This window comes from Micromonospora carbonacea, from assembly GCF_014205165.1.
Taxonomy (GTDB): Bacteria; Actinomycetota; Actinomycetes; order Mycobacteriales; family Micromonosporaceae; genus Micromonospora; species Micromonospora carbonacea.
Genome location: NZ_JACHMZ010000001.1, coordinates 6,470,296 through 6,489,382, shown reverse-complemented (window position 1 = coordinate 6,489,382; position 19,087 = coordinate 6,470,296). Strand labels below are relative to the sequence as shown.

Genomic DNA, 19,087 nt, shown 5'->3' with positions numbered 1-19,087 from the left:
CGGCCCGCACGGGCCGGTGGCCCGCCTGTGGGCGCACCGCGGCTCGCTGCGCATCCTCGTCCGCCGCGACCTCGCGGTGAAATACCAGCAGTCGGTGCTGGGCTACCTCTGGTCGCTGATCGAGCCGCTGGGCATGGGCGCGATCTACTGGTTCGTCTTCGGGGTGCTCTATTCCGGCGACACGAGCCGGCACCTGGGGCAGGCCGCCGGGTCGTACCCGCTGTTCCTGATCACCGGCGTCTTCGCCTGGATGTGGACCAGCTCGGCGCTGAGCGAGGCGACCAACGCGCTCACCGGCCAGGCCCGGCTGATCACCACGATGAACGTGCCGCGCCAGGTGTTCCCCATCGGCCGGATCACCGGCCGGTTCGCCGAGTACGCCGCCGGCCTGCCGATCCTGGCCGCCATCGCCGTCGCGTACGCGGTGCGTGGCGAGGTGCGCCCGGGCTGGTCGGTGCTCGCCCTGCCGCTGGCCGTGGCCGTGCAGGCGGTGCTGCTGGTCGGGCTGGCGCTGCTGCTGTCGGCGCTGAACGTGCTGATGCGGGACATCGAGCGGTTCATGCGGCTGGTGATCCGGGTGCTGTTCTACGCCACCCCGATCATCTATCCCCTGAGCCTGGTGCGCGAGTCGACGCTGCCGGGCTGGGTGAAGGCCGCGTACGAGCTGAACCCGCTGGTCGGCATCTTCCAGCTGCACCACGCCGTGTGGTACCCGGACCAGTTCCCCGACGCCCGGCTGCTCGCCACCACGGTCGCGGTGAGCGTGCTGGTGCTGGTGGCCGGCTGGTGGGCGTTCCGGCGGCTCGAACCCGCCGTGCTCAAGGAGCTGTGATGGCGGCCGACCCGATCATCGAGGCGGACGGGCTGGGCATCCGGTTCGTCCGCAACCGGCGGCGGCAGCTTCGGCTGCGCGAGTTCTTCATCCGCCCCGGCGGGCGGGGCGCCGCCGGATCCGGTGCCGACAAGAGCCGGTCCGTCGACGACGGGCGGTTCTGGCCGCTGCGGGACGTGTCGTTCCGCGTCGCGCCGGGCGAGACGGTCGGGGTGGTCGGCCGCAACGGCACCGGCAAGAGCACCCTGCTGCGGCTGATCGCCGGGGTGCTCATCCCCGACGAGGGGAGCATCCGGGTCCGCGGCGACGTGGCCCCGCTGCTGGAGCTGTCGGCCGGCTTCTCCAACGACCTGACCGGGCGGGAGAACCTCTACCTCGTCGGCGGCCTGCACGGCCTGTCGGCGCGTTACCTGCGGAAACACTTTCATGAGATCGTCTCCTTCGCCGGCGAGCAGGTGGAACGGGCCATCGACACGGCGGTGCGGCACTACTCGTCGGGGATGAAGGTCCGCCTCGGCTTCGCGATCATCTCCCACCTCCCGCACCCGATCCTGCTGATGGACGAGGTGACGGCGGTCGGGGACGCGGAGTTCCGCGAGAAGTGCTATGCGACGATCGAGAGATTGCTTCGGGAGGGACGCACACTCGTGCTCGTGTCACACAACGAAAAGGATCTGACCCGGTTCTGCCGTCGGGGGCTCTACCTCGACGCCGGGCGGCTGACCGTCGACGGGACGATCGCCGAGGCGCTCGACGCGTACCACGCCGCGGTCGCGCGGTGACCGTCGCGATCGTGCTCGCCGCCGGAACGCCGGCCGCGGGCCAGCCGACGGCCGCCGGTGCCCAGGTGGGAGGCGGGGAACCCCTCGGGGCCGCCCTCGCCGACCGGCTCGCCGAGCAGTGGCACCGGGCCGGGGTGACCCACGTGCGGCGCGCCGCGAACCTGACCGAGCTGGCGACGCTTGTCGACGCCGCCACCGGCCCGGTGATCGTCAGCGGGACGGACCTGGTGGCGCACACCGCCGTGCTGCGGCACCTGGCCACCAGCCCGGTGGGCCCGACGGTGGCCCTGGTGCTGACCGACCCGCCGGCCCCCGGGCAGGCCGTGGTGCGCGAGGAGCGCGGCCAGGTCGTCGACGCCGGCCCGGACGGGCGGCTCGACGGCGGGCAGACCGGGGTGTTCGGCGGCGCGCTGCGGGTGGGCCGCGACGACCTGCCCGCGCTGGCCGCCGCCGCCCGCGCCGCCGTCGCGGGCACGCCGATCGCCGGCACGGACCCGGCCGCCGTCGCCGCGACGCCGCCGGCCGCCGGGCCCGAGGCGGCCGGGTCCGCCGTGGACCGGCTGTTCACCGGCCTCACCGCGCTGGGCACGCTGACGTTCGCCCACCGGGTACGCCTGCTCGTCGCCCACCGGGTCGCCGGCCCGGCCGGGCTGGCCGCCGCCGAGGCCGCCGTCGCCGCCGTCGACGAGGACCGGGCCGAGCTGCGGCTGTCGGTGAAGGAGAAGGACGACTTCTTCACCACGTTCTTCGTCAGCACCTGGTCGCCGTACGTGACGAAGGCGTCGGCGAAGCTCGGCCTGACGCCGACCGGGGTCACCGCGATCTCGGTGCTGTTCGCGGCCGTCGCGGCGGTGCTGTTCGGCGTCGGCGGACGGCCGGCGCTGGTGGCCGGCGCGGTGCTGCTCTACCTCGGCTTCGTGCTGGACTGCGTCGACGGGCAGCTCGCCCGCTACACCCGGCACTTCAGCGCGTGGGGCGGCTGGCTGGACACGATGGCCGACCGGGCCAAGGAATACCTGGTCTACGCGGGCCTCGGCTACGGCGCGACGGCCGCCGGGTTCCGCTACGGCTGGGCGCTGGCCGTGGCCGCGATGACGTTGCAGACCGTCCGGCACATGACCGACACGTGGTACGGGGTGCTGCACGACGAGGCGGCCCGCCGACCCAAGGCGGTTGGCGGAGGAGGCGGCGGGATCGGCGACCGGCTGAACGCCGCGTCGACCCGGGTGCAGGCCGACACGGGCTCGCTGTCCTACTGGCTCAAGCGCACGGTGGTGTTCCCGATCGGGGAGCGGTGGGCGCTGATCGCGCTGACCGTGGCGCTGTTCGGGCCCCTGGTCAGCCTCGTCGCCGTGCTGACCTGGGGGGTGCTGGCGTTCGCCTACACGGGTGCGCTGCGCACCCTGCGGGCCCGCTGGATGTGGGTGCCGGTGCTGGACACGGTCGACGCGACGCTGCACCGCGACGACGGGCCGATCGCGGCCCGGTTCCCGGTGCTGCGGCCGATGGGCCCGCTGACCCTCGCCGTGCTCGGGGCGCTCGGCCCGGCGGCGCTGCTGGCCGCGGCCGGGCTGCGGGTGCGTGCCGGCGACGAGGCGGGCGGGCTGGCCTGGGCGGTGCCGGTGGCGCTGCTGGTGCTGCTGGTCGCCGCGCTCGGGGCGGGGGCGGCGCACAACGGCCCGCTGGACTGGCTGGTGCCGGCGGCGCTGCGGGCCGGCGAATACCTGTTCGCCATCGCCGCCGGCCTGGTCGGCGGGGCCCCCGCCTGGGTGGTCTTCGGCTACGTCTTCGTGCTCACCCTGCACCACTACGACCTGACCGCCCGGCTGGAGAAGCGGCAGGCGGCCCCGCCGCTGCACGGTGCCACGCTGGGCTGGGAGGGGCGCTCGGCGGTGCTCGCGGTAGCGGCTTTCGCCGGTTTCGCGGGGATTGCCATGGCTACACTCGGTGCGTACCTGCTCGTGGTTTTCGTCGGGAGCGTGGTCCTGGCCTGGGTCGTCCTGCCCGCCCGCGCCCGGCGGGGCGTGGGGGTCCCGGCGGGCGGTGAGGTCCGCCAGCCGGGCTGACGTGAGGGGCCGGCCGATGACGCTGATCAGCTTCGTCGTACCGGCCTACCGGGTGCAGGCCTACCTGAGCGAGTGCCTCGACTCGATCCTCGGCCAACCGTTCGACGACGTCGAGGTCATCGGCGTCGACGACCACTCGCCGGACGGCAGCGGCGACATCCTCGCCGAGTACGCGGCCCGGGACCACCGGGTGCACGCCGTCCGGCTCGACGACAACGTCGGCCTCGGTCCGGCCCGCAACGTCGGGCTGGACCGGGCCGGCGGCGAGTACGTCTGGTTCGTCGACGGCGACGACTGGCTCGCCCCCGACTGCCTCGCCGAGGTGGCCGCCCGGCTGCGCCGGACCCGCCCCGACGTGCTGCTCGTCGACCATGTGCGGGTGCGCTGGGACGGGCGGGCCACCCGCAGCGCGATGGCCGACGTCTTCCCCACCCCGCCCGGCGAGGAGCCGTTCCGGCTGGCCGAGCGGCCGGAGGCGCTGCGGCTGCTGCACACCGCCTGGAACCGGCTGGTGCGGCGGGAGTTCCTGGTCGACCTCGGGCTGCGCTTCGAGCCCGGCTGGTACGAGGACGTCGCGTTCAGCTTCCCGCTGCTGCTGGCCGCCGAGCGGATCGGGGTGCTCGACCGGGTCTGCCTCAACTACCGGCAGCGGCGGGCCGGCGCGATCACCCGTACCCGGGGCGACCGGCACTTCGAGGTCTTCGTCCAGTGGCACCGGGTGTTCCGGTGGATGGACGGGCGGACCCCGCCGGCCGACGGCCTGCGGCCGGCGGTCTTCGAACGGATGATCTGGCACTACCTGACGGTGCTCGGCAACGGCGAGCGGATCGCCCCCGAGCTGCGGCCGGCCTTCTTCGACCGGATCACCGCCGACCACGCCCGCTGGCTGCCGCCCGGCGGCTACCCGTCCCCGCCGGGGGTCGAGGGGCTCAAGCACCGGCTGGTCGCCGCCGGCCGGTGGCGGACGTTCAGCGCGCTGCGGGCCGCCAACCAGGCCCGGGAGGCCGCCGGGCGGCAGGTCCGCCGGGGCAGGCCCGTTGCCCGCCGGGCCGCCCGGCTGGGCCGGGACGCGGTGCTGCGCGAGTACTACCTGGCCGAGCTGCGCCGGCCGCTCGACCCGCAGCTCGCCGTCTACGCCGCCTACTGGTTCCGGGGGTACGCCTGCAACCCGGCCGCGATCTACGAGGCGGCCCGCCGGATGGCCCCGCACGTGCGCGGCGTGTGGATCGTCCGGCGGGACCGGGTCGCGTCCCTGCCGCCCGGCGTGGAGTACGTGGTCGCCGGCACCCGCGAGTACCACCGCGTGCTGGCGCGGGCGACGTGGCTGGTCAACAACGTCAACTTCCCCGACTTCGTGCGCAAGCGTCCCGGGTCGGTGCACGTGCAGACCCACCACGGCACCCCGGTGAAGGTGATGGGGCTGGACCAGCAGCGGTACCCGGTCGGCGCGGTCGGGATGGACTTCGCGAAGCTGCTGCGCCGGGTGGACCGCTGGGACTACAGCGTCTCGGCGAACAGCTTCTCCACCCAGATGTGGGAGCGGGCGTACCCGGCCGCGTACACCACCCTGGAGGTGGGCTACCCGCGCAACGACCGGCTGGTCACCGCCACCGACAGCGACGTGCGCGAGGTGCGCGCCCGGCTCGGCCTCGCCGCCGGCGACCGGGTCGTGCTGTACGCGCCGACGCACCGCGAGCACCTGCCCGGCTACCGGCCGCCGTTCGACCCGGAGCTGCTGTGTGACGCGCTCGGCCCGGCCGGCGTGCTGCTGATGCGCAGCCACTACTTCGCCGACCGGGACCGGCGGTCGGCGGCCGCCAGCCCGTCGCCCGGTCCCGCGCGGGTGCGCGACGTCAGCGGGCACGACCGGGTGGAGGACCTCTACCTGGCCGCCGACGTGCTGGTCACCGACTACTCGTCGGCGATGTTCGACTACGCCGTGCTGGACCGGCCGATCGTGGTCTACGCCCCGGACTGGGAGGCGTACCGGCTGGCCCGGGGCGTCTACCTCGACCTGCTCGCCGAGCCGCCCGGCGCGGTGACCACCAGCTTCCCCGGCCTGCTGGACCTGTTCCGCTCCGGCGCGGTCGACGCCGAGGCCGCCACGGCGGCCCGCCGCCGGTTCCGCGAGCGGTTCTGCGCGCTGGAGGACGGGCAGGCCGCCGAGCGGGTCGTCCGGCGGGTGTTCCTGGGGGAAGGCGGCTGAACCGCAGGTTCATGTAATAGGTCTGTCACGAGCCGAACATGGCACGTTTACCCGATGTGCGGCGTCCATGATCCTGGTCACATTCATTCGGGGTTCAACCGAGGGGCTGGGGGAGGAGACGGTGACAACCGTCGCGCTCAAGGATGTGACCAAGGTATTTCAGGACGGCACGGTGGCCGTCGACAAGATAAACCTGGACGTGAACGACGGGGAGTTCATGGTCCTGCTCGGCCCGTCGGGTTGTGGGAAGTCGACGGTGCTGCGGATGATCGCGGGGCTGGAGGACCCGAGCGCCGGCGCGGTGCTGCTCGACGGCGAGCTGGCCAACGACCTGCCGCCCCGGGACCGGAAGATCGCCATGGTCTTCCAGGACTTCGCCCTCTACCCGCACATGACGGTGGGCGACAACATCGGCTTCCCCCTGCGGCTGGCCGGGGTCGACCCGTCGCCGCGCGGGGAGCGGGTCGCCGACGTGGCCAGCGCGCTGGGCATCGGCGACGTGCTGGGCCGCAAGCCCAGCCAGCTCTCGGGCGGGCAGCGCCAGCGGGTCGCGATGGGCCGGGCCATCGTCCGCCGGCCCGGCCTGTTCCTGATGGACGAGCCGCTGTCGAACCTCGACAGCGGCCTGCGGGCGGAGCTGCGCGCGGAGATCTCCGCCCTCACCCGCGAGCTGGGCGTCACCACCATCTACGTCACCCACGACCAGGCCGAGGCGCTCACCATGGCCGACCGGGTGGCGATCATGCGCAAGGGCGTCCTCCAGGACGTCGGCACCCCCACCCAGGTGTACGGGCGGCCGGCCACCCTCTACGTCGCCGCGTTCCTCGGCAGCCCGAGGATGAACCTGCTGGAGGCGTCGGTCTACGTCCACCTCGACCGGTACGTCGCGCTGAACCTCGGCGAGCAGTCGCTCTACCTGCCCTGGGACGACATCCGCAGCCGGGCCGTCGCGCACTACCACGGCGAGCGGATCGTGGTCGGGATGCGGGCCGAGGCGCTCACCCCGGTCGCGCCCGACACCCCCGGGCACGTCCTCCAGGGCCGGATCCGTTACCTGGAGCACCACGGCCACGAGTCGCTGGCCTTCCTCGACATCGGGGCCACCGCGATCGTGGTCGACGAGATGGGCAACCGGGCCGAGGAGACCAGCGGCGGCCAGCGCGGGCTGCGCCGGTTCGGGCAGGTCATGCAGCGGCTCACCGGGCGCTCCGGTGACGCCGAGGCGGCCCCCGCCGAGCAGAACCGGGACGGCGGCAACCGCACCAGCGTGCTCAACGACCCGGGCCGGCACCACCGCCGCCCCGCCGAGCTGGCGGTACGGCTCGCCCCGTACCCGGCGGTCAGCCCCGGGCATCCGCTGGCCATCTCCGTACGCATGGACGCCCTGCACTTCTTCGACGAGCGCGGCGACCGGATCGACGTGGGCTGGCGCTGAGCGACCCGTCTCGATCTGGCGCGGCGCGGGCCGGCGCGGCGCGGTCCGGCGCGGAGCGGGGTGGCGGGCGGGGTGGGCGGTGCCCTACGGTCAGCGGACCTCGTCCACTGAGCACGGTGTCAGAAAGGGGTCAGCCCGTGTCGGGTGACCGTCCGAGCCCGCTCGTCATCGAGCGCATCCTGCGCGACCGGCAGGGCGTCTGGCAGCAGATCGTGGCCGACCGTGAGCTCAACGGCCTCACCCTGCGCATGCTGGCCAGCTCCGGCGTCGCCCTGGCCTGCTACGGCGCGGTGCTGGGCGCGTTCCACAGCGTGCTGATGGCGCTGACGTCGGCGGTCAAGCTGCCCCTGCTGTTCCTGGTCACCCTCGCCATCTGCCTGCCCACGCTCTACCTGTTCAACCTCGTGTTCGGGGCCCGGCTGTCGGTGCGGCAGTCGCTGGCGCTGGTGATGGTGGCGATCACCGTCACCTCGATGCTCGCCGTGGCGTTCGCGCCGATCAGCCTGTTCTTCCTGATCACCGCCCCGGACTACGGCTTCTTCAAGCTGCTCAACGTCGCGATCCTGACGCTGAGCGCGGTGGTCGGGCTGCGCTTCCTGACCGGCGGGATGCAGGTGCTCAACGCCCACGGCCTGCTCACCCCGGCGGCGGCTCCTCCCGTCGCCGCGCCGGCCGTAGCCCCGGCTGCTCCGGCTCTCGCTGCCCTGGTTCCGGCTGCTCCGGCTTCGGCTCCGGCGGCTTCGGCTCCGGCTGCTCCGGGCGCGCCGGCTTTGGCGGTGCCGGCTGCTCAGGTGACGCCGCAGGCCGCCGACCAGCCCGCCGCCGAGCCGGTGGCGGTCGGCGCGAACGGCGCGGGCGCCGCGACCCCGGCGGTCCCGGCCGCTCCGGCGGTTCCGGCTGCTCCTGCTGCTCCGGCGGTAACGGCGGCTCCGGCCACCCCCGCCGCCCCGGCGACCGCGGCCGGGGAGCCCATCGCCGCGCCCGTACCCGTCGCGGTCGGCGTCCCGCCGCAGCAGGTGGTGGCCGGGCAGCACCTGGTGCCGGCCGGGCCGGGCCTGCTCCCGCCCGGCTACCCGGCACCGCAGTACCGGCAGTGGCCGGACCCGGCGGCCCGCCGCCCCGTACCCGACGCGCAGCGTCCGGCCAGCATGACCCTGCTGTACGTGTGGATCCTGCTGTTCGGCTTCGTCGGCACCCAGCTCGCCTGGACGCTGCGCCCGTTCTTCGGCAGCCCGGGGGAGGGGTTCGCGCTGTTCCGCAGCATCGAGGGCAACTTCTACGCCGAGATCATCCGTACCATCGGCAACCTCTTCTGACGCCGGCCCGGGGATTCCCGGGCCCGTCGCGGGTCGGCTCGGCGCGCCTGACCGCGCTCGACCCCGCGTGATGGCGCTCGGTCCCGCGTGATGGCGCTCGTTCCCGAGTGATGGCGCTCGGTCCCGCATGATCGTGCTCGGTCGCGCATGATCGTGCTCGACCCCGAGTGATGGCGCGCGACCCCGCATGATCGTGCTCGATCGCGGAAAGAGTTGTCATTCGGGCGCGACGTGGCCACTCGATCCCTGATCGGGCGCGGTCCTGTGCGCGTGCCCGTGCGGTCGGGCTTGTCCGGGGCCGGCTGTCGAGCTGTCGAGGGTCGAGCTGTCGGGGGTCGGGCACCGTCGTGGTGCGCACAGTGGACCTTCCCGCCCGGCTGGCCCCGCCGGATGCTTGAGCCGCAAGTTACTGCGGAGTAGCGTGCGGGCATGACCATCGACTCGCGCCAGGTCGCCGCCGGCATGCTGGAGGCGGTGCCGTTCGCCCGCACCCTCGGCGTCGAATTCGTCGAGGTGGCCCCGGAGGCCGAGGGCGGCGTGCGCGCCGTGGTCCGGCTGCCCGACTCGCCGGCCAACCACAACCACGTCGGCGGCCCGCACGCCGGAGCGCTGTTCGCCCTCGGCGAGACCGCCTCCGGCGCGGTGGTGCTTGCCGCGTTCGGGCAGCTCCTCGACCGGGTGGTGCCGCTCGCGGTGCGGGCCGAGATCGCGTACCGGAAGGTGGCGACGGGGCCGGTGCTGGCGACCGCGCGGCTCGGTCGGCCGGCGCCCGAGGTGCTCGCGGAGCTGGAGGCCGGGCAGCGGCCCGAGTTCCCCGTCGACGTGGAGATCGGCACCGAGGACGGCACGCCGACCTCGGCGATGACCGTCGTGTGGACGCTGCGCCCCCACCGCTGACCCCGCGCCCCGATCCCCACCCGCGCGCCGCGCGCCGCGCGCCCCCGCGCGCCCCCGCGCGCCGCGCGCGGTGAGAAGGGGACCCTTCTATACCGTAGGCGTTAACAGGGGGCCCTTCCTTCTCAGAGGGGTTTCGGGGGTTCCGGGGGTGGATAGATTCGTAGCGTGCTGGGCCTGCCTGCTCACGTGACCGCGTGTCTCTTCGACCTGGACGGTGTGCTGACGCAGACCGCCCGGGTGCACAACGCCGCGTGGACCGAGACGTTCGACGCGTTCCTCCAGCGCCGGGCGGCGGCCACCGGCGAGCCGTACCGGCCGTTCGACCCGGGGCCCGACTACAACCGGTACGTCGACGGCAAGCCCCGCGCCGACGGGGTGCGGTCGTTCCTCGCCTCCCGGGGCATCGTGCTGCCGGAGGGCTCGCCCGACGACCCGCCCGACGCGGACACCGTCCACGGCGTCGGCAACCGGAAGAACGCCGTCCTGCTCAAGCGCATCCACACCGACGGGGTCGAGGTCTATCCGGGCTCCGTGACGTACCTGCGGGCGGCGGCCGCCGCCGGCCTGCGCCGCGCCGTCGTCTCGGCCAGCGCCAACTGCCGCGACGTCGTCGCCTCCGCCGGGCTGGAGCCGCTGCTGGAAGCGCGGGTCGACGGGGTGGTCGCCCGCGAGCAGGGGCTGCGCGGCAAGCCACACCCCGACACGTTCCTGGCCGGCGCGAAGCTGCTCGGCGTCGACCCCGCGCGGGCCGCCGTCTTCGAGGACGCCCTCGCCGGGGTCGCCGCCGGCCGGGCCGGCGGATTCGGGTACGTCGTGGGCGTCGACCGGGTGGGCCAGGCCGACGAGTTGCGCGGGCACGGGGCGGACGTCGTGGTGACCGACCTCGCCGACCTGGTGGACAGGAGGCCCGACGCATGATCCGGGAACGCGCCTATCCGGTGGAGCCCTGGCACATCCGGGAGACCCGGCTCGACATGGACGTCCTGGCCCAGTCCGAGTCGGTCTTCGCGCTCTCCAACGGGCACATCGGCCTGCGCGGCAACCTCGACGAGGGCGAGCCGCACGGCCTGCCCGGGACGTACCTGAACAGCTTCTACGAGCTGCGCCCCCTGCCGTACGCGGAGGCCGGGTTCGGCTTCCCCGAGTCCGGCCAGACCATCGTCAACGTCACCAACGGCAAGCTGATCCGGCTGCTCGTCGACGACGAGCCCCTCGACGTCCGGTACGGCGAGCTCCTCGCCCACGAGCGGGTCCTCGATTTGCGCGCCGGCACCCTGCACCGGGAGCTGCACTGGCGTACCCCGGCCGGGCGCGAGGTCAAGGTGCGCAGCACCCGGCTGGTGTCGTTCACCCAGCGCTCCGTCGCCGCCATCAACTACGAGGTGGAGGCGGTCGACGGGCCGCTGCGGCTGATCCTCCAGTCGGAGCTGGTGGCCAACGAGTCCCTGCCGGCGCAGAGCCGCGACCCCCGGGTGGCGGCGGTGCTGGAGTCGCCGTTGCAGGCCGAGGAGGAGCTGACCACCAACGACGGCGGGCTGCTCATCCACCGCACCAAGGTCAGCGGGCTGCGGGTGGCCGCCGCCATGGACCACGACGTGCACGCGCCGGAGCACACCACCGTCACCACCGAGGGGTACGAGGACTGGGTGCGCACCACCGTCGGCTGCGTGCTCAAGCCCGGCGAGAAGCTACGGGTGGTCAAGTACCTGGCGTACGGCTGGTCGAGCCGCCGGTCGCTGCCGGCGCTGCGCGACCAGGTCGGGGCGGCCCTCACCGCGGCCCGCCTCGACAGCTGGGACGGGCTGCGCCGGGAGCAGCGGGAATACCTCGACGAGTTCTGGGACGCCGCCGACGTCCGGGTCGAGGGCGACCCGGAGGTGCAGCAGGCGGTGCGGTTCGGGCTGTTCCACGTGCTCCAGGCCGGGGCGCGGGCCGAACGCCGACCGATCTCCGCGAAGGGCCTCACCGGCCCGGGGTACGACGGGCACGCGTTCTGGGACACCGAGATGTTCGTGCTGCCCGTGCTCACCTACACCCAGCCGGGGGCGGTGCGCGACGCCCTGTACTGGCGGCACTCCACCCTCGCCCAGGCGCAGGAGCGGGCCCGCACGCTGAACCTGGCCGGCGCGGCGTTCCCGTGGCGCACGATCGAGGGGCCGGAGTCGTCGGCGTACTGGCCGGCGGGGACGGCGGCGTTCCACATCGCCGCCGACGTGGCCGACGCGCTGCGCCGGTATGTGCTGGTCACCGGCGACGAGGCGCTGGAGCGGGAGATCGGCCTGGAGCTGCTGATCGAGACGGCCCGGCTGTGGCGCTCCCTCGGCCACCACGACCGGCACGGCCGGTTCCACATCGACGGCGTGACCGGCCCCGACGAGTACACGGCCGTGAAGAACGACAACGTCTACACCAACCTGATGGCGCAGCGGAACCTGCTCACCGCCGCCGAGTGCGCGATGCGCTTCCGGGACCAGGCGATCGACCTGGGGGTCACCGAGGAGGAGGCGGCGGCCTGGCGGGACGCGGCGAACGCGATGTGCGTCCCGTACGACGAGGGCGTCGACGTGCACGAGCAGGTGGAGGGGTTCACCCGGCTCCAGGAGTGGGACTTCGAGCACACGCCGACCGAGAAGTACCCGCTACTGCTGCACTACCCGTACTTCGACCTGTATCGCAAGCAGGTCATCAAGCAGGCCGACCTGGTGCTCGCCATGCACTGGCGGGGCGACGCGTTCACCGAGGAGCAGAAGCGGCGCAACTTCCTCTACTGCGAGCGGCGCACCGTGCGGGACTCGTCGCTGTCGGCCTGCACGCAGGCGGTGATCGCCGCCGAGGTCGGCTATCTGGAGCTGGCCCACCGGTACCTGCGCGAGGCCGCGCTGATGGACCTGCACGACCTCAACGAGAACACCCGCGACGGGGTGCACATGGCGTCCCTCGCCGGGGCGTGGATCGCCCTGGTCGCCGGGTTCGGCGGGCTGCGCGACCACGACGGGATGCTCGCGTTCGCGCCCCGGTTGTCGAGCCGGCTCGACCGGCTGGAGTTCTCGTTGCAGTGGCGGGGACTGCGGCTGCGGGTCGACGTCCGGGCGCACCAGACGACGTACGCGCTGCGCCACGGCCGCTCCGGCGACGTGGTGGAGCTGCGGCACCACGGCGAGAAGGTGCGGGTGACCTACGCGGAGCCGGTCACCGTGCCGGTGCCGCCGTTCACGCCGCCGGACACCGAACCGGAGCAGCCGCCCGGCCGGGCGCCGCTGCTCCGCCTCCCGGAGCAGCCCGGCTGAGCCCGTCCCCCCGGCGGGCGTTCCCGGTCGGTCGGGGCGCTTCCCCGACCGGCCGGGGAAGGGTCAGAACTGTCGCCCGTTGGAGGGCCGACCGGCCGCGTCGTGCGGGGCGACGGCACGCGGGTCGTCGGCGGTGCGGGCCTGCGCCGCCTCGTCCGCCCAGTCCCGGCTGCGCTCGGCGTCCCGTTCCCGCTGCTCGTCCCGCTCGGCGGTCTGCTGCCTGGACCTGTCCTGTCGTCGGGCCATGACGATCCTCGCGATCCGTCGGGGCGCGGCTGCGCCGGTGCTGCGGTCACCCCGGGCCTTCCCGCCCGGCCCGGCGGCAAACAGCGGCCGCGCCATCCACGGGCGGCAAACAGCGGCCGGCGGCGGATGGCGGATGGCGGACTGGGGGCGGCGGCCCGGCCGGGTCAGGGCCGCCAGGGCTCCAGGTGCCGGGCGAAGCTCAGCCGCAGGTTGCTCTTGGGGCGCGCCCCGACGGTCGAGCCGACCACCTCCCCACCGCGGAACACCAGCAGGGTCGGCATCGACATCACCCGGTACGCCCGGGTCGTCGCCGGGTTCTCGTCGGTGTTCAGCGTGACGATGCGCAGCCGGTCGCCGAACTCCACGGCCAGCTCGGCGAGGCTCCGGGAGACCACCACGCACGGCGGGCACCATTCGGCCCAGAAGTCGACGACCACCGGCCGGTCGGCGGCGAGCACCGTGGCGGCGAACGAGGCGTCGGTGACGGCGGTCAGCGGGGACGTTCCCGCTTCCTGAGGCATGTTTCCTCCCGGTACGCGATGGCCTGGGCGAGTTGGTCGTGCAGTTGTCGCCGTACCGCGCCGAGCCGGTCGAGGTAGGCGTCCACCTCGGCCAGCTTGCGGCGCAGCACGGCCACCGAGTCGGGGCAGACGTCCCCGGAGGCGTGCCCGGCCCGGAGGCAGGCCACGAACGGCCGGATGTCGTCCAGGCCGAAGCCCACCGCGAGCAGGGCCCGGATCTCGTGTACGACCCGCAGCTCCGCCTCGTCGTAGACGCGGTAGCCGTTGGCGGAGCGTCGGGGCCGGACCAGCCCCTGCGCCTCGTAGTACCGCAGGGTCCGGGTGCTCGTGCCGGCGCGTTCCGCCAGCTCACCGATCAGCATCCGACCTCCTTCGCCGCCACCGACCGTCACGCTAGACCTTGCCGCCGATGTCAAGGCAACGGCGAATCCCGGCCGCCGGGGCGGGTAAGCGGCACCGGACGAGGCGGAGTCCGTGGGGGGTGTGCGATGGCGGCACGTGGACAGGTGGGCACGACGACCCGGGGCGGCGAGGTCACCATCCCGGCGGGTGACGCAGGGCTGTCGGCCGACGTGCTGGTCCCGGCCGGGGCCACGGGGGTCGTGGTCTTCGCGCACGGCAGCGGCAGTTCCCGGCACAGCCCCCGGAACACGGCCGTGGCGGGGGCGCTGAACGAGCGGGCGCTCGGCACGGTGCTGGTGGACCTGCTCACGCCGGAGGAGGACCGGGTCGACGCCCGTACGGCCGAACTCCGGTTCGACATCGGGCTGCTCGCCGACCGGCTGGCCGCGATCGTGGACTGGACGGGCGTCGAGCCGGCGCTGGCCCGGCTGCCGGTGGGCCTGTTCGGCGCGAGCACCGGCGCCGCCGCCGCGCTGGTCGCCGCGGCGGCCCGCCCCGAGCGGGTGTGGGCCGTGGTCTCCCGGGGCGGCCGGCCGGACCTGGCCGGCGTCGCCCTGTCACGGGTGGCCGCCCCGACGTTGCTGCTGGTGGGCGGCCTGGACGAGCAGGTGATCACGCTGAACGAACAGGCGGTGGCGGAGCTGGGGGAGGCGGGCGAGCTGCGGGTGGTGCCCGGCGCGACCCACCTGTTCGAGGAGCCGGGCGCGCTGAAGCAGGTCGCCGACGCGGCGGCCGACTGGTTCGCCACCCACCTGCGCCCGCCCGCCTGACCCCGCGCCCGCCTGACCCCCGCCCGCCTGACGCCGGGCCGGGCGGCGGCCGGCGGCGGGTCAGGCCGGTGCGGGCGGCCGGGCGGCGGCCTGCCGGTGCCGCTGCACGGTGTCGATCACCCGGTAGGCGACCGCCGTGATCGGCACCGAGACGAACGCCCCGGCGATGCCGGCGATCAGCGTGCCGGCCGTCACCGCCACCAGGACCACCGCCGGGTGCAGCTGGACCTGCCGCTTCATCACCAGCGGCTCCAGCAGGTTGCCCTCGATCTGCTGTACGGCGATCACGGCGGCCAGGGTGAGCAGGGCGACGGTCGGCCCCTTGGCGGCGAGCGCCACCAGCACCGCCACCGCCCCGGCCACGGTGGCCCCGATGATGGGGACGAACCCGCCGAGGAAGGTGATCAGGGCCAGCGGCAGGGCGAGCGGCACCCGGAGCAGCACCAGGGCCAGGCCGATCCCGAGCGCGTCGATCGCCGCGATGATCATCGTCCCCCGGCTGTACGCGCCGAGCGTCCGCCAGCCCACCCGGCCGGCCTCGGCGGCGACGTCCCGGTTGGGGCCGGTCGTGCGGCGCAGCACCCAGTGCCACATGGACCGGCCGTCCTTGAGCAGGAAGAAGAGCAGCACCAGGGAGAGCAGGACGGAACCGGCGACCTCGGCGGCCGTCCGCGCCCCGCCGACCGGGTCGGGAGCGCCGCCGCCCAGCCCGTCCCGGGTCTGCCGGATCAGCTTGTCGAGCTGGTCGTCGGTGACCGGGAGGGTGGAGGTGACGAAGTCCCGCGTCCGCTGGAGCCCCTGGTCGAGTTCCTGGCTCAGCTCGCTGAACTGGCTGGCGGTCAGGTTCCACACCAGCACCCCGACGCCGACCAGGATGCCGAGCAGGAACAGCACGGTGAGCAGGGCGGCGAGCGCCGCCGGCAGCCGGAGTCGGCGCAGCAGGAGCAGCACCGGGTCGAGCAGGGCGGTGAGGAAGAGCGTCGCGGCCAGCGCGATCGCCAGCGGGGCCAGCAGCACGGCGATCTTCCCGACCAGGTACAGCCCGGCGACGACCACCACCAGGCAGGCGCTCCACAGCACGGCCGAGCGGACGAGCCACGGCAGCCCGGCCCACGCCTGGCGCGGCCCCGCCCCCTGCCCCGCGCCGGTCACGGGCGGGCCGCCCCGCCCCTCGTCCGTCGCCGCCCGGACGCGCCCGCCGTCCGTCGCCGCCCGGACGTCCCCGCCGTCCGTCGCGGGCCGGGCACGTCGCCCGCCGTCCGTCGTGTCCCCGCCACCGTCGTCGACCACGTCAGCCTCCCACTCTCGGCGAGCTCCCCGTTACCCGGACACCGCTCCCCCGACACCCCGCGCTCTCCGTACCAATCTTGGACAGTTGTCGTCCGGACGGAACGCGAACTGTCCAAGGTCGCCCGGCGCGCGACCGGCCCGGCGGCGGTTTGTGGCTGATGGGACAGGGAACGCCGCCACCAGGCAACGCCTCCGCCGGGCAGGCGGCGGAGGGATCCAGCGGAGGAGGGGGACCGCGCGTGGGTGACTTCATGGACAAGGCCAAGGACCTCGCCGACAAGCACGACAAGCAGGTCGACCAGGGCATCGAGAAGGCCGGCGACATGGCCGACCGGCGCAGCGGCGGCAAGTACGACAAGCAGGTCGACAAGGGCGTCGACATGGCCCAGCGGCGCACCGGCGGGGGCGACACCTCGCCGCGCTGACCCGGCCAGCCCGGTCCCGGGCCGTCGCCCTGCGGCGGCCCGGGACCGTCGTGCCAGGGCGGTCCGGAACCGGAAAACCGGTCCCGCTCACTGGCCGACCATCGAGCTCTCTCGCTACGATCCGTATTCGGGGCATGACTCCAGGTGGGTCGCCCCCGGCGGACCGGGCGGCCCGACGGCGGGGCCGCGGACGAGAGGGAGTCATCCGGTGACCGACACATCCGAGGCGACGATCCAGCGCTACCCGTTCGGCGATCCCGACCGGCTCGACCTCGATCCGCGCTACGCCCGGCTGCGCCGGGACGAGCCGCTGATCCGCGTCCGCCTGCCGTACGGCGAGCCGGCCTGGCTGGCCACCCGGCACGCCGACGTGCGCACGGTGCTCGGCGACGCCCGGTTCAGCCGGGCCGCCGCCGTGGGGCGCGACGAGCCGCGCAACACGGCCCGGCAGATCCGGGGCGGCATCCTGTCCATGGACCCGCCCGACCACACCCGACTGCGCCGGCTCGTGGCCCGCGCGTTCACCGCGCGCCGGGTCGAGGAGCTGCGGCCCCGCACTCGACAGGTGGCCGACGAGCTGGTCGACAACCTGCTCGCCGCCGGCCCGCCGGCCGACCTGGTGGAACACCTGGCCACCCCGCTGCCGATCCGGGTCATCTGCGACCTGCTCGGTGTGCCGGTCGCCGACCAGGACCGGTTCCACACCTGGTCGGAGGCGATCGTCTCGACCACCTCGTTGAGCCAGGAGCAGATCCAGCAGTACATCGACAACCTGTTCGCGTACATGGGCGAGCTGATCGCGCTGCGACGCGACGAGCCGACCGACGACCTGATCGGCGCGATGGTCCGGGCCCGCGACGCCGACGACCGGCTCAGCGAGGGGGAGGTGGTCCAGCTCGCTGCGGGGCTGCTCGCCGCCGGCCACGAGACCACCGTCACCCAGATCCCGAACTTCGTGTACGTCCTGCTGCACCACCCCGACGAGTGGGCCCGGCTGCGGGCGGACCGGACGCTGGTCCCCCGCGCGGTCGAGGAGCTGATGCGCTTCGTCCCGCTCGGCGCGACCGCCGCCTTCGCCCGCTACGCGAAGGAGGACGTCGAGATCGGCGGCGTGCTCGTGCGCGCGGGCGAGCCGGTGGTCGTGTCGATCCCGTCGGCCAACCGGGACGAGACGGTCTTCGCCGACGCCGACCGGCTCGACCTGGGCCGGAAGGTCAACCCGCACCTGGGCTTCGGGCACGGGGTGCACCACTGCGTCGGCGCCCAGCTCGCCCGGATGGAGCTCCAGGTGGTGCTGGACACCCTGCTCGACCGCACCCCGCAGTTGCGCCTGGCGGTGCCCGAGCCGGAGCTGGTCTGGAAGAGCGGCCTGCTGGTACGCGGCCTCACCGCGATGCCGGTGGCCTGGTGAGGGGGAGGAACAGGTGAGCATGGCGGAAGGACAGCCCGGCCCGGGGTGGCAGCTACACGTCGACCCGACCCGGTGCATCGGCTCGGGCATCTGCGCCGGCACGGCGCCCAAGCACTTCGAACTGGTCGACGGGCTGTCCCGCCCGCTGGCCGAGCGGGTGGCCCCGGCGCAGGCGGTGCTCGACGCGGCCGACTCCTGCCCGATGGAGGCGATCCTCGTCTCCGAGGCGGACAGCCGCCGGCAGATCGCCCCCGAGCCCTGACCGGCGACGCGCCCGCCGTCCACTGAGGACGACAGCCGTCGCCGCCGGCCGGGTCGCCCGGGGGAGGACCCGGCGGGCGGCAGCGCGGGTCGTGTCGTCAGAGCTGCTTCTCGCGCAGCTCCTCCATGGAGGTGGGGCGGCCGGCGAGGGCGTCCCGGAGCCGGTCCACCAGGCCGGTGCCGGGGGCGAACAGCCGGTTCGCCGGCGGGTGGTCCGGCGCGCCCGGGTGCGGCCGGGTCGGTGCCGACCTCTTCGCCGCCCGCACCTTGCCGGCCAGCTCCACCAGTTCCTCCCGGGCCATCGCGGCGCGCAGCCGGGGGAACAGGTCGGACTCCTCCTCCTGCACGTGGTGGCGGATCGCCTTGGTCAGGTGGGCCAGCAGTGGCTCGAACCGGGCCTCCGACGGGTCGACCGACTCCAGCTCCTTCATGGTCCGCTCGGCCTCGGCGTGCTCGGCGATCTCGTGCTCGGCGAGCTGGTCGCCGTCGGGCAGCGCGCGGCGGGCTGCCGGGTAGACGTACTGCTCCTCGGCGACCGAGTGGCGGACCAACTCGGCGATCACCACGTCGGCGAGCTGCCGGCGGTGCTCCGGGGTGCCCTGCCGGCCCTCCAACTCCACGAAGATCGCCTCCACCTCGCGGTGGTCGGCGACCAGCACGTCCACGACGTCCTGGTCGGCCACGCCCTGCGGGCGGCCGGTCGTGCTCTGCGGGTCGGTCATGTCGGTGCCCCTTACCGGTTGCGGATCGGTCGGTGCTGGGGCAGGTACCCTGCGCTGTTCGAGCGAACCCATGACAGTGGAGGGAATCGGCCGTCGTCCAGTTCGCCCGGCCCGAGCAGCGGGAAGGGGCCCCGATCAACGCCGCGGGCGCGGCTGGGGCCCCTGCTCACCGCCGCGCGTACGCAGCAGTGGTGCCCCGGCGGCCGATGACCGGCCGC

General features: G+C 74.2%; 18 protein-coding genes. 13 read left to right on the top strand and 5 right to left on the bottom strand.

Annotated features, from left to right (window positions below):
* Positions 1-16: 16 nt before the first annotated feature.
* The 9 genes from HDA31_RS27035 to HDA31_RS26995 all read left to right on the top strand — a co-directional run bounded on the left by HDA31_RS27035 (position 17) and on the right by HDA31_RS26995 (position 12,821).
* A complete protein-coding gene (locus HDA31_RS27035) occupies positions 17-832 on the top strand; it encodes an ABC transporter permease (protein ID WP_178067053.1) in 816 nt (271 codons plus the stop codon).
* Positions 832-1,614, top strand: coding sequence for an ABC transporter ATP-binding protein (locus HDA31_RS27030; protein ID WP_178063073.1), 783 nt, complete (start codon positions 832-834; stop codon positions 1,612-1,614). The genes HDA31_RS27035 and HDA31_RS27030 overlap by 1 nt, the downstream gene beginning before the upstream one ends.
* A gap of 65 nt (positions 1,615-1,679) precedes the next feature.
* Complete coding sequence (locus tag HDA31_RS27025) at positions 1,680-3,680, top strand: DUF5941 domain-containing protein (protein ID WP_178067054.1); 2,001 nt, start codon at positions 1,680-1,682, stop codon at positions 3,678-3,680.
* Between the two features lie 16 nt (positions 3,681-3,696).
* Entirely contained in the window at positions 3,697-5,886 is a 2,190-nt protein-coding gene (locus tag HDA31_RS27020; RefSeq protein ID WP_178063074.1) for a bifunctional glycosyltransferase/CDP-glycerol:glycerophosphate glycerophosphotransferase, read from the top strand.
* Between the two features lie 121 nt (positions 5,887-6,007).
* Complete coding sequence (locus HDA31_RS27015) at positions 6,008-7,321, top strand: ABC transporter ATP-binding protein (RefSeq protein ID WP_083302699.1); 1,314 nt, start codon at positions 6,008-6,010, stop codon at positions 7,319-7,321.
* Positions 7,322-7,458: 137 nt separating this feature from the next.
* Positions 7,459-8,637, top strand: a complete 1,179-nt coding sequence (locus HDA31_RS27010; RefSeq protein WP_178063075.1) for a hypothetical protein — start codon at positions 7,459-7,461, stop codon at positions 8,635-8,637.
* A 429-nt stretch (positions 8,638-9,066) separates the two neighbouring features.
* Positions 9,067-9,534 (top strand): DUF4442 domain-containing protein, encoded by a 468-nt coding sequence (locus HDA31_RS27005; RefSeq protein WP_178063076.1) that lies wholly within the window; start codon positions 9,067-9,069, stop codon positions 9,532-9,534.
* A gap of 165 nt (positions 9,535-9,699) precedes the next feature.
* Positions 9,700-10,452, top strand: a complete 753-nt coding sequence (locus HDA31_RS27000; protein WP_178063077.1) for a beta-phosphoglucomutase family hydrolase — start codon at positions 9,700-9,702, stop codon at positions 10,450-10,452.
* On the top strand, positions 10,449-12,821 hold the full coding sequence (locus HDA31_RS26995; protein ID WP_178063078.1) for a glycoside hydrolase family 65 protein: 2,373 nt from the start codon (positions 10,449-10,451) through the stop codon (positions 12,819-12,821). The genes HDA31_RS27000 and HDA31_RS26995 overlap by 4 nt, the downstream gene beginning before the upstream one ends.
* 63 nt (positions 12,822-12,884) lie before the next feature.
* On the opposite strand, the gene HDA31_RS26990 is transcribed toward HDA31_RS26995, so the two are convergent.
* The 3 genes from HDA31_RS26990 to HDA31_RS26980 all read right to left on the bottom strand — a co-directional run bounded on the left by HDA31_RS26990 (position 12,885) and on the right by HDA31_RS26980 (position 13,950).
* Entirely contained in the window at positions 12,885-13,067 is a 183-nt protein-coding gene (locus tag HDA31_RS26990) for a hypothetical protein (RefSeq protein WP_178063079.1), read from the bottom strand.
* A 164-nt stretch (positions 13,068-13,231) separates the two neighbouring features.
* Positions 13,232-13,588: a thioredoxin family protein gene (locus tag HDA31_RS26985; protein ID WP_281370219.1), complete on the bottom strand. Its 357-nt coding sequence runs from the start codon at positions 13,586-13,588 to the stop codon at positions 13,232-13,234.
* Complete coding sequence (locus tag HDA31_RS26980) at positions 13,558-13,950, bottom strand: MerR family transcriptional regulator (protein WP_074475221.1); 393 nt, start codon at positions 13,948-13,950, stop codon at positions 13,558-13,560. The genes HDA31_RS26985 and HDA31_RS26980 overlap by 31 nt, the downstream gene beginning before the upstream one ends.
* A gap of 126 nt (positions 13,951-14,076) precedes the next feature.
* On the opposite strand from HDA31_RS26980, the gene HDA31_RS26975 reads away from it, so the two are divergent.
* The gene (locus HDA31_RS26975) at positions 14,077-14,760 is read left to right on the top strand and encodes a dienelactone hydrolase family protein (protein WP_178063080.1); all 684 of its coding nucleotides are present in this window, start codon (positions 14,077-14,079) and stop codon (positions 14,758-14,760) included.
* Between the two features lie 60 nt (positions 14,761-14,820).
* Here the strand turns inward: HDA31_RS26975 and HDA31_RS26970 are convergent, their stop codons facing one another.
* Entirely contained in the window at positions 14,821-16,050 is a 1,230-nt protein-coding gene (locus HDA31_RS26970; RefSeq protein ID WP_246384295.1) for an AI-2E family transporter, read from the bottom strand.
* Positions 16,051-16,289: 239 nt separating this feature from the next.
* Between HDA31_RS26970 and HDA31_RS26965 the strand changes: the two genes are divergently transcribed.
* The 3 genes from HDA31_RS26965 (at position 16,290) to HDA31_RS26955 (ending at position 18,148) form a co-directional block, all read left to right on the top strand.
* Positions 16,290-16,475, top strand: a complete 186-nt coding sequence (locus HDA31_RS26965) for an antitoxin (protein ID WP_074475219.1) — start codon at positions 16,290-16,292, stop codon at positions 16,473-16,475.
* A 208-nt stretch (positions 16,476-16,683) separates the two neighbouring features.
* The gene (locus tag HDA31_RS26960; RefSeq protein ID WP_178063081.1) at positions 16,684-17,886 is read left to right on the top strand and encodes a cytochrome P450; all 1,203 of its coding nucleotides are present in this window, start codon (positions 16,684-16,686) and stop codon (positions 17,884-17,886) included.
* Between the two features lie 19 nt (positions 17,887-17,905).
* Positions 17,906-18,148 (top strand): ferredoxin, encoded by a 243-nt coding sequence (locus HDA31_RS26955; protein WP_178067056.1) that lies wholly within the window; start codon positions 17,906-17,908, stop codon positions 18,146-18,148.
* 97 nt (positions 18,149-18,245) lie between these two features.
* Here the strand turns inward: HDA31_RS26955 and HDA31_RS26950 are convergent, their stop codons facing one another.
* Positions 18,246-18,869 (bottom strand): hemerythrin domain-containing protein, encoded by a 624-nt coding sequence (locus HDA31_RS26950; RefSeq protein WP_178063082.1) that lies wholly within the window; start codon positions 18,867-18,869, stop codon positions 18,246-18,248.
* Between the last annotated feature and the right edge of the window lie 218 nt (positions 18,870-19,087).